11 protein-coding genes and 3 pseudogenes are annotated in these 14538 nt (G+C 65.4%); 10 read left to right on the plus strand and 4 right to left on the minus strand.

The annotated features are described in order from the left end of the window. Window positions 1-278: 278 nt before the first annotated feature. Window positions 279-1070, minus strand: a complete 792-nt coding sequence (locus XAXN_RS00660) for a cytochrome C assembly family protein (RefSeq protein WP_054318120.1) — start codon at window positions 1068-1070, stop codon at window positions 279-281. 331 nt (window positions 1071-1401) lie between these two features. On the opposite strand from XAXN_RS00660, the gene ffh reads away from it, so the two are divergent. From ffh to rplS, 7 genes are all read left to right on the plus strand, one after another. After that, window positions 1402-2805 carry a signal recognition particle protein gene (gene ffh / locus XAXN_RS00665; protein WP_054318121.1) on the plus strand — a complete coding sequence of 468 codons (1404 nt, stop codon included), beginning with the start codon at window positions 1402-1404 and terminating at the stop codon, window positions 2803-2805. A 751-nt stretch (window positions 2806-3556) separates the two neighbouring features. Then, window positions 3557-4627: an NAD(P)H-dependent flavin oxidoreductase gene (locus XAXN_RS00670; RefSeq protein ID WP_054318122.1), complete on the plus strand. Its 1071-nt coding sequence runs from the start codon at window positions 3557-3559 to the stop codon at window positions 4625-4627. Beyond that, on the plus strand, window positions 4618-5415 hold the full coding sequence (locus XAXN_RS00675; protein ID WP_054318123.1) for an aminotransferase class IV family protein: 798 nt from the start codon (window positions 4618-4620) through the stop codon (window positions 5413-5415). Before XAXN_RS00670 ends, XAXN_RS00675 begins: the two co-directional genes overlap by 10 nt. 97 nt (window positions 5416-5512) lie before the next feature. Further along, window positions 5513-5770, plus strand: a complete 258-nt coding sequence (gene rpsP, locus XAXN_RS00680) for a 30S ribosomal protein S16 (RefSeq protein WP_003484223.1) — start codon at window positions 5513-5515, stop codon at window positions 5768-5770. Between the two features lie 43 nt (window positions 5771-5813). After that, window positions 5814-6326 (plus strand): ribosome maturation factor RimM, encoded by a 513-nt coding sequence (gene rimM / locus XAXN_RS00685; protein ID WP_042821618.1) that lies wholly within the window; start codon window positions 5814-5816, stop codon window positions 6324-6326. A 65-nt stretch (window positions 6327-6391) separates the two neighbouring features. After that, the gene (gene trmD / locus XAXN_RS00690; RefSeq protein ID WP_042821619.1) at window positions 6392-7150 is read left to right on the plus strand and encodes a tRNA (guanosine(37)-N1)-methyltransferase TrmD; all 759 of its coding nucleotides are present in this window, start codon (window positions 6392-6394) and stop codon (window positions 7148-7150) included. 144 nt (window positions 7151-7294) lie between these two features. Continuing rightward, window positions 7295-7702, plus strand: a complete 408-nt coding sequence (gene rplS / locus XAXN_RS00695; protein WP_005989873.1) for a 50S ribosomal protein L19 — start codon at window positions 7295-7297, stop codon at window positions 7700-7702. A 256-nt stretch (window positions 7703-7958) separates the two neighbouring features. On the opposite strand, the gene XAXN_RS00700 is transcribed toward rplS, so the two are convergent. Beyond that, window positions 7959-9425 carry an MATE family efflux transporter gene (locus XAXN_RS00700; RefSeq protein ID WP_054318124.1) on the minus strand — a complete coding sequence of 489 codons (1467 nt, stop codon included), beginning with the start codon at window positions 9423-9425 and terminating at the stop codon, window positions 7959-7961. Between the two features lie 378 nt (window positions 9426-9803). Between XAXN_RS00700 and XAXN_RS00710 the strand changes: the two are divergent. The 3 genes and pseudogenes from XAXN_RS00710 to XAXN_RS00720 all read left to right on the plus strand — a co-directional run bounded on the left by XAXN_RS00710 (window position 9804) and on the right by XAXN_RS00720 (window position 11818). Then, window positions 9804-10494, plus strand: a pseudogene (locus XAXN_RS00710) (helix-turn-helix transcriptional regulator). 58 nt (window positions 10495-10552) lie between these two features. Continuing rightward, window positions 10553-11191 (plus strand): annotated as a pseudogene (locus tag XAXN_RS00715) (glutathione S-transferase family protein). 219 nt (window positions 11192-11410) lie between these two features. Next, window positions 11411-11818, plus strand: a complete 408-nt coding sequence (locus XAXN_RS00720; protein ID WP_054318125.1) for an RNA-binding S4 domain-containing protein — start codon at window positions 11411-11413, stop codon at window positions 11816-11818. A 113-nt stretch (window positions 11819-11931) separates the two neighbouring features. On the opposite strand, the pseudogene katG reads toward XAXN_RS00720, so the two are convergent. Both katG and XAXN_RS00730 read right to left on the minus strand, forming a co-directional pair. Further along, window positions 11932-14178 (minus strand): annotated as a pseudogene (katG, locus tag XAXN_RS00725) (catalase/peroxidase HPI). A 163-nt stretch (window positions 14179-14341) separates the two neighbouring features. Continuing rightward, window positions 14342-14538, minus strand: a 197-nt coding sequence (locus XAXN_RS00730; protein ID WP_054318126.1) for an IS3 family transposase, incomplete at its 5' end; no start/stop codon positions are given.

Genomic DNA, 14538 nt, shown 5'->3' on the forward strand with positions numbered 1-14538 from the left:
TTGGACAGCGCTCTCAGGCTCTCTTGACTATGTTGTATCGCTCGACGGATCGCTTCTGTCGTAGTGGCGCTCCCGTGTAGAACCTGGCCCATAGTGCTTCCTTCCAATCGAGGGAAAATAGTGCACCATCAAAGCATGGGATCAAACACCTAGCGCCCCGCGGACGATCGATCCATGCGCGCGCGGCCAGCGCACCAGTCAGGGCATGCGCACTCCTGGAGATCGCACGTCGCCCGACTCGATTTCAAACCTGGGATGTCTCTCTACGCCCACCGCGCTCAACGCGGCCCCAGTACCAACTCGATGACGAACTTGCTGCCGAAGAACGACAGCACCAGCAGCGCCATCGCCGTCAGTGTCCAGTGCACCGCCTTGGTGCCGCGCAAGCCATTGCGCCAGCGGCCGATCAGTAGCGCACCGAACACGATCCACGACAGGATGCTGAGCACGGTCTTTTGCAACAGCCGCTGCGCCAGGAAGTCCTGCACGAACAACAGCCCGGTCAGCAGGGTCAGGCTCAACAGCACAAAGCCCACCGTGATCGTGCGGAACAGCAGCGTTTCCAGCTCCGTCAGCGGTGGCAGTGCGCGCAGCCAGGTATGGAAATCGCGCCGCCGCAACGCGCGCTCCTGCAGCCACAGCATGATTGCCAGCAGCGCCGCGATGCCCAGCGTGGCGTAGGCCAGCAAGGCCAGCCACGCGTGCAATTCCAGTCGCCAGCCCAGATCCGAGCTGGGCTCATGGCCGTAGGCGTGGTAGCTGGCCAACAGGATCGCCGACAGCGGGAACACCACCACGCCCACCGCGGCCATCCGCCCGCGGCCGCCGAACACCGCCGTCAGCGCAGCCATGCCCAGCCCGCACAACGACAAGGCAGCGAAGAAATGCATGTCCGGCCCGCCGGCGGTGCGCACCGCCACCAGCACGTGGTAACCGGCGTGCAACGCCACTGCAGCCAATGCGGGCGCCAGCCAGAGCGCAGGTGACTGGTTGCCATCGCGCAACACCGCCCGGGTGAGCAGCGACGTGGCCAACAGATACAGGGCGAACGCGATGAGAACGATTGTCATCGTGGAAGTTTCGCATGGTGGGGCGGGGAGTGGGGATTCGGGATTCGGGAAAGCCTGGGCCGTGGGTCGCTTGGGTTTTGCTGGCAGGGATGGGGGCAGTACCACGCAGCGAGGGAGCGACCGATGACGCGGGGTGCAGCGGGCACCGCAGTAGAGCATCTTTTGCTGGCCTTGCTGCCGTTTCTGCGCGTGGCGGCCCCGGTCCTGGCTAATTGCCCGCTTCGCGGCACGTTGGAAGAGTGTCTCACGGGCTCCGTTGCCGGGCCGGGGCAGGCCGCCAGCCGGTGCCGCTATAATCGGCACCCGTTTCCCCTTACGCGGTCCTTTGCGCATGTTCGAGTCCCTTACCCAACGTCTCTCCGGCACCATGGAGCGCCTGCGCGGCCGCGGCCGCCTGACCGAGGAGAACATCCGCGAAGCCACCCGCGAAGTGCGCATCGCGCTGCTCGAGGCCGACGTCGCGCTGCCGGTGGTGCAGGCGTTGATCGAGCGCATCAAGGTGCGCGCAGTCGGTCAGGAAGTGCTCAAGTCGCTGACCCCGGGCCAGGCGCTGATCAAGGTGGTGCGCGACGAGCTCACCGCCGTGATGGGCGCGGCCGCGACCGACCTCAACCTCAACGTGCCGGCGCCGGCCATCGTCCTGATGGCGGGCCTGCAGGGTGCAGGCAAGACCACCACGGTCGGCAAGCTCGCCAAGCATCTGAAGGAAAAGCGCAAGAAGAAGGTCATGGTGGTCTCGGCCGACGTCTACCGCCCGGCCGCGATCGAGCAGCTCAAGACCCTGGCCGAACAGGTCGGGGTGCTGTTCTTCGCCTCCGATGCGTCGCAGAGGCCGGTCGACATCGTCCGCGCCGCCATCAGCGATGCGCGAAAGTCGTTCGTCGACGTGCTGCTGGTCGACACCGCCGGCCGTCTGGCGATCGATGCGGCGATGATGGACGAGATCAAGGCGTTGCACGCCGCGGTCAACCCCACCGAAACCCTGTTCGTTGTCGATGCGATGACCGGCCAGGATGCGGCCAACACCGCCAAGGCCTTTGGCGAGGCGCTGCCGCTGACCGGCGTGGTGCTGACCAAGACCGACGGTGACGCCCGCGGCGGCGGCGCACTGAGCGTGCGTTACATCACCGGCAAGCCGATCAAGTTCGTCGGTACCGGCGAAAAGACCGACGGCCTGGATGTGTTCCATCCTGATCGCGTGGCCAGCCGCATTCTGGACATGGGTGACGTGCTGTCGCTGGTGGAGCAGGTCGAGCACAGCGTCGACCAGGAAAAGGCCGCCAAAATGGCCGCCAAGGTCGCCAAGGGCAAGAAGTTCGACCTCAACGACATGAAGGAGCAGCTCGAGCAGATGCAGAACATGGGCGGCATCCATGGGCTGATGGACAAGCTGCCGGGCATGGGCCAGATCCCGGACAACGTCAAGCAGCAGGTCACCGGCAAGGAAGTGCCGCGCATGATCGCCATCATCAATTCGATGACCAAAAAAGAGCGCCGCAACCCGGCGCTGCTCAACGGCTCGCGCCGCGCCCGCATCGCACGTGGTTCGGGCATGCAGCCGGCCGACGTCAACAAGCTGATGAAGCAGTATCAGCAGATGGAAAAGATGATGGGCAAGCTGGCAGGCGGCGGCATGAAGGGCCTGATGCGCAACATGAAGGGCATGATGGGTGCCATGGGTGCCATGGGTGCCATGGGTGGCCGCGGTGGCCGCGGTGGCGTGCCGTTCCGCTGAGCAACCTGCGCAAGCCGCTCTGGGAAGACATTCGCAGGCGCGCGATGCGTGCGTCTTGCGCTGGCCGTTGTGCTGGCTTGGCAGGCCACATCAAGGTGGCAGTCGTTCCGGCAAGTCTCGTCCTTTGGCTGTGCATCGCACTGGTCGTCGCGTGCATCGACTGCCCAATTGCGTCGCGCCCCGCAGGCGTGCAGGCGCACTGTCCACTGCTGAAGACGCGGGCAACGCCAGCCGTGCCGGGCAGACGATCGCCCGCCTGCCACAGCTCGAGGCAACAGCCAGCCATGCGCGGCATCCAAGAGGCTGCGCACGATGTCGCCGCGCGCGAGTGGCGCCGCCACATCGTGGGCGTGGTGGTTTACGAAGAGTAGGCCGGGGCTGGAACATGCGTGGGCGAGCGCAACGCCGCCAACCTGCACGCAGCGTCCCCGTCCTGCGATGGCGATTATTGCCTGGAATTGCGGCTATTCGGGCCACCTGCATGGTGTATCCAACCGGCTTCGGCGTTTATCGATTTAGCGCTTTTGGGGCGCCTATCTACAGCGTCCGCAGCGCCTGCGTGCCTTCGCGTTTGGGTGTGTCTGGGTCAGAGAGTGGTACCGGCAACGCATGCCGATGCCGGCGCATTGAGCGCAGCGAACATCTGCTGCGCAGGCGCCAGACGCGCGCGGCAGATGCTCGCGTGTGTGCCGGCATCAGCGTCTCTCCGTCGCGGTTACCATGTGCCATCTCATGGTGCGCGAAGTGATGGATGACCAGGTTTTCCAACGTCGATGCCTTTCAGCAGCGCTTTGGGCTGCGCTTGCCGATCTTGCTCAGCCCCATGGCCGGCGCCTGCCCGGTGCCGTTGTCGGCGGCGGTCGCCAACGCCGGTGGCATGGGCGCGATGGGGGCCGTGTTATCGCAGCCGCACGACATCGTGGCGTGGATGGCTGCATTCCGTGAGGCCAGCGCAGGGCCTGCGCAGATCAATCTGTGGATTCCCGACCCGGCACCTGCGCGCGATGCGGCGACCGAAGCGCGGCTGCGCGCGTTTCTTGCGCAGTGGGGGCCGCCGGTGCCGGAGACAGCGGGCGACGCGACACCTGCCGATTTCGACGCGCAATTGGATCCCTTGCTCGCCGCGCGGCCAGCAGTTGCCTCATCGATCATGGGCGTCTTCCGGCCCGATCAGGTGGCACGTCTCAAGAATGCCGGGATCGCCTGGTTCGCCTGCGCCATCACATTGGACGAAGCGCTCGCGGCGCAGGCAGCAGGTGCCGATGCAGTGGTTGCGCAAGGGGCCGAAGCCGGTGGCCATCGCGGTGCGTTCGAGGCCGGCCGCGCCGCGCAGCAGATGACCGGGTTGTTCGCGCTGTTACCGCGCCTGGTCGATCGTCTCGATGTCCCGGTCATCGCGGCCGGCGGCATTGCCGATGCGCGCGGCATTGCGGCAGCGCTGACCTTGGGCGCAAGCGCGGTGCAGATCGGCACCGGCTTGCTACGCACGCCCGAAGCTGCATTGCCGAGCGCCTGGGCCGATGCGTTATCTCAGGCAGAGCCGGAGCATACCCAGCCAACCCGCGCGTTTTCCGGCCGGTTGGGGCGGGCGCTGGCCACACCGTATGTCAGTGCAGCAAACGCTGCAGACGCGCCGCCACCCGCGCCATACCCGGTGCAGCGCGGTCTTACCGCACCGATGCGCCAGGCGGCCGCGCGCGACAATCGTCTGGATGCGATGCAGGCCTGGGCCGGCCAATCCGCCTGGATGGCGCCTGCACAGCCGGCGGCGCACGTCGTGACGCAGTGGTGGGAACAGGCGCAGGTGTTGTTGTGCCGCTGATCTTCTGCAATGGCGTAGCCGCTACCGCAGACCAGCTCAGTGCTGCGGCGTTGAACAATTACGGCCACTTCACCACGCTGCATGTGCGCAACAACGCTGCGCTTGGGCTGGACTTGCATCTGCAACGTCTGCAGCACGACAGCGCAGCCCTGTTTGGTGCTGTGGTCGATATCAACGCCATTCGCGCGCAGTTGCGCGTTGCGTTGTCGGTTGCCGGCAGCACCGATGCGAGCGTGCGCATCACGGTGTTTTCGCAGGATTTCGAGCTGCGCGATCCATCGCGCGCTGTGGCGCTGGATGTGTTGATCGCGCTCTCGCCCGCCGCGCAGATGCCCGCGACCGCTATACGCGTGCAGCCGGCCAATTACGTGCGTGAGCAATCGCTGTTCAAGCACGTCGGCACCTTTGCACTGCTGCAGCTGCGCCGTCAGGCAATGCTTGCCGGTTTCGACGATGCGCTGTTGATCGATTCCCAGGAGCAATTGGTGGAAGGCGCATTCTGGAATCTGGGCCTGTGGCAGCAGGGCAGGGTGGTGTGGCCACAGGGGCCGGCCTTGCCCGGCACCCGGCAGCGTCTGCTGCAGGCCGGGCTGCAAGCGCTTGGCATCGAGCAGGACACGCGCCCTGTCACGCTGGGCGAGCTGCACGCATTCGATGGCGGCTTCAGCTGCAATGCGCGCGGGCAACAGGCATTGGCGGCGGTCGGGTCTGTGCAGTGGCCGGACGCCGCCGCCCAGCTGGCAAAACTGGAGCGGGCCCTGCAAACCCAGGTCTGGCAAGCGATCTGAGTGGTTCAGAGGTGACTTGGCTTCGCCGCCGGAGCCCGCTATAATAGCCGGCTTACCGCGCCACTCTGGCGACTGGGCAACTCAGGAAAACGACACCATGGTCAAGATTCGACTGACCCGCGGCGGCGCCAAGAAGCGTCCGTTCTACCACATCATCGTGACCGACGTGCGCAGCGCGCGCGACGGCCGCAACATCGAGCGGCTGGGTTACTACAACCCGGTTGCCCAGGGCGCAGAACCGCGCATCGTGCTGGACGTCGCACGCGTCGACCATTGGGTCGGCAACGGGGCGCAGCTGACCGACAAGGTGCGTAACCTGTATCGCGAAGCCAAGTCCCAGGCCGCTGCGGCCTGATCTTGAGGGCCGGGTATCGCCACCTGGCCCAGAGTCGACGCAGATGAAGCAGACCGAGCGCCGCATCCTGTTAGGCAGGATTGTCGGCGCTTTTGGTGTCAAGGGTGAGCTGAAGCTCGAATCCTGGACCGAGCCACGGACCGCCATCTTCCGGTATCAGCCATGGATCGTGCGCGCGCCGTCCGGGCAGGAGTCGGTGGTCAGCGGCGTGCGTGGGCGCGATCAGGGCAAGAATCTGATTGCGGTGTTCCCCGGCGTCACCGACCGTGACACGGTCGAAGCCATGCACGGGACTGAAATCTACGTTGCGCGTAGCGCGTTGCCGCCGCCCAAGCCCGACGAGTATTACTGGGTGGATCTGGAAGAGTTGCAGGTGGAAACCGTCGAAGGCGTCAAGCTGGGCAAGGTGTCGCACCTGTTCTCCACCGGCTCCAACGACGTGGTGGTGGTGCGTGGCGATCGCGAGCGGATGATTCCGTTCGTGTTTCCGGATTTCGTCAAGTCTGTCGACTTCGAAGCCAACCTGATCGTGGTGGACTGGGATCCGGATTTCTGATCAAAGCGGTGCTTCGGCTTCGCGCTTGCTCTACCCATTTCCCAATCCCGATTCCCGATTCTCCAGTGCGCATCGACGTCATCAGCCTGTTCCCCGAGTTCATCGCGCAATGCGCGGCGTTCGGCGTGGTCGGGCGGGCGCAAGAACGCGGCTTGCTGGAATTGCAGGGCTGGAATCCGCGCGAGCATGCGCAGGGCAACTATCGCCGTGTGGACGACCGTCCGTTCGGTGGTGGGCCCGGCATGGTGATGCTGATCGAGCCGTTGCGGGCCTGCCTGGAGACGGTGCAGGCCGCAGACACGCGGCCTGCGCCCGTGATCTACCTCAGCCCGCAGGGGCGGCCGCTCACGCAGGCGCTCGCACGCGAATTGGCGCAGTTGCCGCGCATGGTGTTGTTGTGCGGCCGCTATGAAGGCGTGGACGAGCGCTTTCTGGCGCAGGCGGTGGATATGGAAATCTCCATCGGCGATTACGTATTGTCCGGCGGTGAGCTCGGTGCTGCAGTGCTGGTGGACGTGGTGGCGCGGTTGCAGGATGGCGTATTGAACGACGCCGAATCTGCCTCCCAGGACAGTTTTGAAGGCCCGCAAGGCCTGCTCGATTGCCCGCATTACAGCCATCCGGCGACCCACGCATGGGGCGATGTGCCCGATGTGCTGCGGTCGGGCAACCATGCGGCAATCGCGCGCTGGCGCCGGAAGCAATCGCTGGGCCGGACCTGGTTGCGTCGTCCGGACCTGCTCGACGAGGCGGGGCTGGAGAAGAACGATCGCCGTCTGCTGGACGAGTTTCGTCGCGAACTCGCCCCGGGCGACGAGAAATAAGGGCTCACCCCTAGCTCTTGCAAGATTGATTGAGGTACAATATGCGGCTTGCTGGCCAGCCTTGCGTCTGGCCCTCCTACGAACCTCGAGCAATCGCCGTGCGGCGACTGCCGGTCCAATATCACCAGACACGCGGTGCCCACCATGAGCAAACTCAACAAGACCATCCTGGCTGACTTCGAAGCCGCCCAGATCCAGCGCAAGCTGCCGGAATTCAACCAGGGCGACACCGTTGTGGTGAACGTCAAGGTGAAGGAAGGCAACCGCGAGCGCGTGCAGGCCTATGAGGGTGTGGTGATCGGTACCAAGAATGCCGGCCTGAACTCCGCATTCACCGTGCGCAAGATCTCGCACGGCTTCGGCGTCGAGCGCGTGTTCCAGACCCACAGCGCCATTATCGACTCGGTCGAAGTGAAGCGCCGCGGTAAGGTGCGCGCCGGCAAGCTGTACTACCTGCGTGGTCTGGAAGGCAAGGCTGCCCGCATCAAGGAAGACCTGGCCGCCGCTGCACAGGCCAAGGCCGCTCGCCAGGCCGCTGCCAAGGCCGAGTAAGCCACATCGGCGGGCCTGTCCCGCCACTGCCAAACAGCCGCCTTCGAGCGGCTGTTTGCGTTTGTGGGAATGCATGTTCGGTTGCGTCATCCGGGCATGATGCGCGCCGCGCCTTGCGGTAAGGCTCGCAGCAACCACGTGCTCTCGATCGAGAGTGGTCGGCGTGCGGAGGCTAACTCCCCTGGTCCTGCGACGGTTCCGGACGCATGCGCTAGCAGTGGTTGCGGCCCCGGCGGTACGCCTGCCGCACACGTGACTAACCGCCTGGTGCGTCGGTGAGCGGGGCCGGGTCGGCGACCGGCGAGGCCGGATGTGCGGGCACTTCCGCTGCCGCCGCAAGTTCGGACGGATGCGTGGGAGTGGCCAGCATGCGTGCCTTGCGCCAGCCGCCCCAGCGGTAATACGCCAGCGACAGCAGCATCGAACAGGCCGAACTGATCGGGAAGCTCCACCACACCGCATCGGCGCCCAGATGCGGCAGCAGCAGGTTGGCCAGCGGCACGCGCACGCCCCACAGCGCGAAGGCCAGGATCAACAATGGCGGAATCACCGCACCTGTGGCGCGGACCACACCCGAGACCACGAAGCTGACACCGAACAGCAGGAACGACCAGATCGCGATGTGGTTGAGGTGCCTGGCAACCTCCAGCGTGGCGCTGCCTTCGGGCAGGAACAGGGCCAGCGTCCAGCGATCGAACACGATCAGCAGCACGATCAGCAGGCCCGTCATCAGGAAATTGGCGGCGATGCCGGTAAGTGCAACCGCATCCACGCGCGGCCACAGGCCGGCGCCCACGTTCTGGGCGGTCATCGACGAACACGCCGCGCCCACCGCCATGGCCGGCATCTGCACATAGTTCCATAGCTGCAATCCTGCGCCGAACGCAGCAGCAGTTTCGGTGCCGAAGCCATTGACCAGCGACAACATGGCGATCATCGACAGCGAGATCATCACCATCTGCAAGCCCATCGGCACGCCTTTGACGATCAACGCGTGCAGGATCGCTGGGTCGATGAGAAACAGGCGCACGTCGCTCCGGCCCAGCCACAACACATGGCGTTTTTTGCGCAAATACACCAGCAATCCGGCCAATGCGACGACCTGCGCGATCAGCGTGGCCCAGGCCGCGCCGGCAATGCCCAACGCCGGAAACGGGCCGATGCCGAACAGCAGCAGCGGGTTGAACACGATATCCAGCAGCACCGACAGCAACAGAAAGCGGAACGGCGTGCGCGCATCGCCGGTGCCGCGCAAGGCTGCCGAGAGGAACGCGAACAGATACAGCGTGGGCATCGCCAGGAAGATCACCCGCAGATACTTTTCGGCCAGCGTTTGCGAGGCGGCCGGCGTGCCCATCGCGGTGAGCAGATGCGGCGCCAGGTACCAGCCCAGCACGGCGATCAGCGCCGACAGCCCGCCGAAGAAGCTGGCGCTGGTGCCCATCACCTTGCGCGCCTGGGCGATATCGCGCGCGCCCATCGCCTGGCCGATCAGGATGGTCAAGGCCATGCCGATGCCGAACACCGAGCCGATCAGGAAGAACATGATGCTGTTGGCATTGGCCGCCGCGGTCAGCGCTTCTTCGCCGAGATAGCGGCCGATCCAGATCGCGTTGATCGAGCCGTTGAGCGACTGGGCGATGTTGCCGGCCATGATCGGCAGTGCGAACAACAGCAGGTTTTTGCCGATCGGGCCTTCGGTCAGGACAGCGGTTTTGGGCATCGCAGTCGTATCGTCGCGCAGAAGCTGCGCACACTAGCATTGCTCGGGTGAGCCAGGCTGCAGCGCACTTGCGGGCAGGTGGCGGGAATGCGCCGATCGTGGAGCACGCTGCATGCCTTGTCTGGCAGCGGCATGCGAAGCTGCCGCAGGCGTCGGGTGCCTGCATGGCAGCGCGATCGGTGTGGCCTGGCGAGGATAGGGATGTGTGTTTCGGCTGACTGCAGCATGGTTGGACGTGTCGACAGCGCTGGCTTGCTGATGCGCCGGCCTTGCTGTCGTGGGTGGATGGCCGTGGGTGCGCCTATTCGTCTGCAATCGAATGCAGGATCGATATGCGGCCCAAAGCAGCACGGGCGCAAAGCCCACTATGCTGTCGCGATGGTGATCCGTGCGACCCGTTTGCTGCATCTGCTCGACGCCCTGCGCGGACGGCGTCGGCCGGTGGCCGGTGCCCAGCTCGCCACTGCGCTGGGCGTCAGCCTGCGCACGCTGTACCGCGATATCGCCACCTTGCGCGCCCAGGGCGCCGACATCCTGGGTGATCCCGGCGTGGGCTATGTGTTGCGTCCCGGGTTTCTGCTGCCGGCACTGAATTTCACTGAAGACGAACTGGAGGCCTTGACCCTGGGCGCGCTAGGTGGCGCGCCAGGCCGATCCGGAACTGGCGCAGGCGGCGCAACGCGCGGTGGCGCGCATTACCGCCGCGCTGCCCGGCATCGCGCGCGCATCGATCGAGACCAGCGGGCTGCTGGTGCCCGCGGCCGATGTCGCGCAGCCGCGCGCACCGTGGCTGCCGATCCTGCGTCGCGGCATCCGGCTCGAATACGTGGTGCGGATTGACTACGCCGATGCCGAAGGCGCTGCGCAACGGCGGGTCTGGCCGTTCGCGATGGCCTTTCTCGGCGGCTACGGCATGATCGCCGCCTGGTGCGAATTGCGCGGCGATTTCCGCCACTTCCGGGCCGACCGGGTGCTGGCCCTGGCCGACGACGGCGAACGCTATCCCTCGCGCCGGCACCTGCTGATCAAGCGCTGGCGCGCGGCGACCGGCTACGGAGCCGACTGCTGACAGCACCTGTCAGCAGGGCAGGACCAGACTGCAGGCTGTCAACCACGGAAGTCTGCCCATGTCCACCGAGATCGTGCTCTACACCCACCCATTGTCACGCGGCCGTGGTCGCCCGCTGGATGCTGGAAGAAACCGGCCTGCCGTACCAGGCGGTCATCCTCGACTACGGCACCACAATGAAGGCGCCGGACTATGTGGCGATCAACCCGATGGGCAAGGTGCCGGCGCTGCGCCATGGCGACACGGTCGTCACCGAGAACGCGGCGATCTGTGCCTACCTGGCCGACCTGGCGCCGCTGCCGGGATCGCCGGCGCGCGCCGATTATTACCGCTGGCTGTTTTTCCTGGCCGGTCCAGTGGAAGCGCTGCTGACCACGAAGGAAAGCGGCGTGCTGGCACCGGCACGCAGCGCCGGCTACGGCCACGAAGCGGACCTTCTGCAGACCTTGGAACAGGCGGTCGCGGGCCGCGAACACCTGGCCGGCGACCGCTTCAGCGCGGCCGACCTGTACATGGCGGCGGTGGTGGGTTTCTACACGCGTACCGGCATGCTTGAGCCGCGGCCTGCGTTTACCGCGTTCGTGCAGCGGCATGCCGCCCGGCCTGCGGCACTGCGCACCAACGCCGCCACGATGCGTTGATCGCAGCGCATCCAAACCCGGACATGCCGCGCACCCTGGCCACAGCGAACACCTAGCGGAGGAGGCGGTCCGCCGGCAGTGACGTCCTGCGGTGCGACCAAGTCGCACCTGGTCCTGCCCGCTTGAGTTCCGCAGCCGTGCCCAAACATCGGTTTTGGCGCATACCATCGGCGCCGAAGACGCCGGCAACCGAGCCGGCGTTTGCCGAGATCGCAGTGCTTGCGCATCCATTGTGTGCTGCGCGAGCCAACGCACGACACGAGACCGCGAGACGAATGAATCTAGAGCTGGAACAGGCGATGACGGTCAGACTGGATGTCTGGCTGTGGGCAGCGCGCTTTTTCAAGACGCGCAGCCTGGCCAAGAACGCAGTGGAGACCGGCAAGGTAGACGTGGCCGGCCAGCGTCCCAAGCCATCGCGCGCGCTGCGCAGCGGCGAACAACTGCGTATCGACCGCGGCGGCGAAATTTTCGAGATCACTATTGCCGCGCTCAGCGATGTGCGCGGCCCGGCGCCGGTAGCGCAGGCGCTCTACATCGAAAGCGACAGCTCGCGCGAGGCCCGCGCGCAATGGCGCCTGCAGCGCGCTGCCGAGCGCACCGGCTACCGTGCGCCCGAGGGCAAGCCGGACAAGCGTGCGCGCCGCTTGATCACGGCATTGGGCGATATCGACGCGTTGTAGCGCGCTGTCGCAACAGGTGGTCATGCAATAGACCCTGCAAACACGAACGCCCCGGTGATCGGGGCGTTCGTGTTATCGGGCTGACGCTGGCAGGTGCGCATGAGTGAGGACGCTTAGGCCAGATCGAAACGATCCAACTGCATCACCTTGGTCCAGGCGGCAACGAAGTCGTGCACGAACTTTTCCTGTGCATCGGCGCTGGCGTAGACCTCGGCCACCGCACGCAGGATGGAGTTGGAGCCGAACACCAGGTCCACGCGCGTGCCGGTCCAGCGCTGTTCGCCGGTGCTGCGGTCGCGGCCTACGAACTCGTCCTTCGCCTCCGAGGTGGCCTTCCACTCGGTGCGCATGTCGAGCAGGTTGGCGAAGAAGTCGTTGCTCAACACGCCCGGACGGCTGGTGAACACGCCGTGCTTGGAATCGCCGACATTGGCGCCCAGCACACGCAGGCCGCCGACCAGCACGGTCAACTCCGGTGCGGTGAGGGTGAGCAGCTGGGCCTTGTCGATCAACAGCGCCTCGGCCGGCACCGCGCAACGGCGCTTGGCGAAGTTGCGGAAGCCATCGGCCACCGGTTCGAGCACGGCGAACGATTCCACATCGGTCTGTTCCTGCGAGGCATCGGTGCGGCCGGGTGCGAACGGCACGGTAACGCTGTGGCCGGCGGCCTGCGCTGCGTGTTCGACCGCCGCGTTACCGGCCAGCACGATCAGGTCGGCCAACGAGATCTTCTTGCCGCCCGATTGTGCAGCGTTGAAGTCGGCCTGGATGCGTTCCAGCGTTGCGAGCACCTTGGCCAGTTGCTCGGGCTGATTGGCCTGCCAGTCCTTCTGGGGAGCCAGGCGGATGCGCGCACCGTTGGCCCCGCCACGCTTGTCCGAGCCGCGGAACGTGGAGGCCGACGCCCACGCGGTGGACACCAGCTGCGCTACGCTCAAACCGAACGCCAGGATGGTCTGCTTGAGCGCGGCGGCATCCTGCGCATCGACCAAGGCGTGGTCGACCGCCGGCACCGGGTCCTGCCAGATCAACTCTTCGGCAGGCACGTCGGCACCCAGGTAGCGCGAGCGTGGGCCCATGTCGCGGTGTGTGAGCTTGAACCCGGCGCGTGCGAAGGCGTCGGCGAATTGTTCGGGATGCTGCTGGAAACGCCGCGAAATGGCTTCGTACGCAGGGTCGAAGCGCAGCGCCAGATCGGTGGTCAGCATCGTCGGGCGATGCTTCTTGGAGGCATCGTACGCATCGGGAATGATGGCGTCGGCGTTCTTGGCCACCCACTGGTACGCGCCGGCCGGGCTCTTGCTCAGCTCCCACTCGAAACCGAATAGATGGTCGAAGTAATCGTTGCTCCACTGCGCCGGGGTGGTGGTCCAGGTGACTTCCAGGCCGCTGGTGATGGTGTCGGCGCCCTTGCCGCTGCCGTAGCGGTTATGCCAGCCCAAACCCTGGCTTTCCAGCTCGCCGGCTTCGGGTTCGGCGCCCACGTTGTCGGCCGGGCCGGCACCGTGGGTCTTGCCGAAGGTGTGGCCGCCGGCGATCAACGCCACGGTCTCTTCATCGTTCATCGCCATGCGCGCGAAGGTGTCGCGGGTGTCGCACGCGGAGGCGATGGGGTCGGGTTTGCCGTCCGGACCTTCCGGATTGACGTAGATCAGGCCCATCTGCACGGCAGCCAATGGGTTCTCAAGATCTCGGCTGTGCGGCACTTCGCTGTCGTCGTCCTTCACCAGCACGCCGTGCGTTTCCTCCACGCCCGGCGAGCCGCGCGAATAGCGCTCGTCGCCACCCAGCCACTTGGTTTCGCGACCCAATTACAGATCCTGATCCGGTTCCCAGGTATCTTCGCGGCCGCCGGCAAAACCGAAGGTTGTAAAGCCCATCGATTCCAGCGCGACGTTGCCGGTGAGAATCATCAGGTCGGCCCAGGAGATGGCCTGGCCGTACTTCTGCTTGATCGGCCACAGCAGGCGGCGCGCCTTGTCCAGGCTGACGTTGTCCGGCCAACTGTTGAGCGGGGCGAAGCGCTGCTGCCCACGTCCGCCGCCGCCACGTCCGTCGCCAATGCGATACGTGCCGGCGCTATGCCAGGCCATGCGCACGAACAACGGGCCGTAATGGCCGAAGTCGGCCGGCCACCAGTCCTGCGAATCGGTCATCAACGCATGCAGGTCTTGCTTGAGCGCTTGTAGGTCGAGGCGCTTGAATGCTTCGGCATAGTTGAACGACCGGTCCAGCGGGTTGGACTTATTCGAATGCTGGCTGAGCAGATCCACGCGCAGTTGCTTGGGCCACCAATCGCGATTGGTGGTTCCGGTACCGATGACGGCGTGGTTGAACGGGCACTTTGCTTCGGTAGTCATGGCATTTACCTGTGTGCGGGAGCACGTGGGGAGCTGCGTGCCGAAGGTTTGCAGACACGTGCTGTTGGAGTCGAAGTGGCGGGCAGGGATCAAGGCTGGGTCAGCGGGATTGCAGGAAGTTGCGAGCCATGCCGGTCTGGCGTGGCTACCGTGTTCGTCGATGCTAGCTGTTCAGTCCCGGCATTAGATGGATCGGATTCACTTTGAACCGCTCGGGTTCGGATGTCCACTGCTTGCAGATGAATTCGTACGGTGTCAGACCCTTCAGAGCTTTGAGCCTGCGACCGTAGTTGTAGGCGTCGATGAAGTTGGCTAAATGCTGTTGCAGTTGTGCGTGATCGTCGTAATGGAAGCGTTTGA

This window comes from Xanthomonas axonopodis, assembly GCF_001304695.1.
GTDB classification, from domain to species: domain Bacteria; phylum Pseudomonadota; class Gammaproteobacteria; order Xanthomonadales; family Xanthomonadaceae; genus Xanthomonas; species Xanthomonas axonopodis.

Bases quoted from the DNA above. Each gene is read 5' to 3' on its own strand.
- XAXN_RS00700 (WP_054318124.1), bottom strand. From the start codon at position 9,425: ATGCCCAAAACCGCTGTCCTGACCGAAGGCCCGATCGGCAAAAACCTG.
- ffh (WP_054318121.1), top strand. From the start codon at position 1,402: ATGTTCGAGTCCCTTACCCAACGTCTCTCCGGCACCATGGAGCGCCTG.
- rplS (WP_005989873.1), top strand. From the start codon at position 7,295: ATGAGCAAACTCAACAAGACCATCCTGGCTGACTTCGAAGCCGCCCAG.
- XAXN_RS00660 (WP_054318120.1), bottom strand. From the start codon at position 1,070: ATGACAATCGTTCTCATCGCGTTCGCCCTGTATCTGTTGGCCACGTCG.
- XAXN_RS00670 (WP_054318122.1), top strand. From the start codon at position 3,557: ATGACCAGGTTTTCCAACGTCGATGCCTTTCAGCAGCGCTTTGGGCTG.
- rimM (WP_042821618.1), top strand. From the start codon at position 5,814: ATGAAGCAGACCGAGCGCCGCATCCTGTTAGGCAGGATTGTCGGCGCT.
- XAXN_RS00720 (WP_054318125.1), top strand. From the start codon at position 11,411: ATGAATCTAGAGCTGGAACAGGCGATGACGGTCAGACTGGATGTCTGG.
- rpsP (WP_003484223.1), top strand. From the start codon at position 5,513: ATGGTCAAGATTCGACTGACCCGCGGCGGCGCCAAGAAGCGTCCGTTC.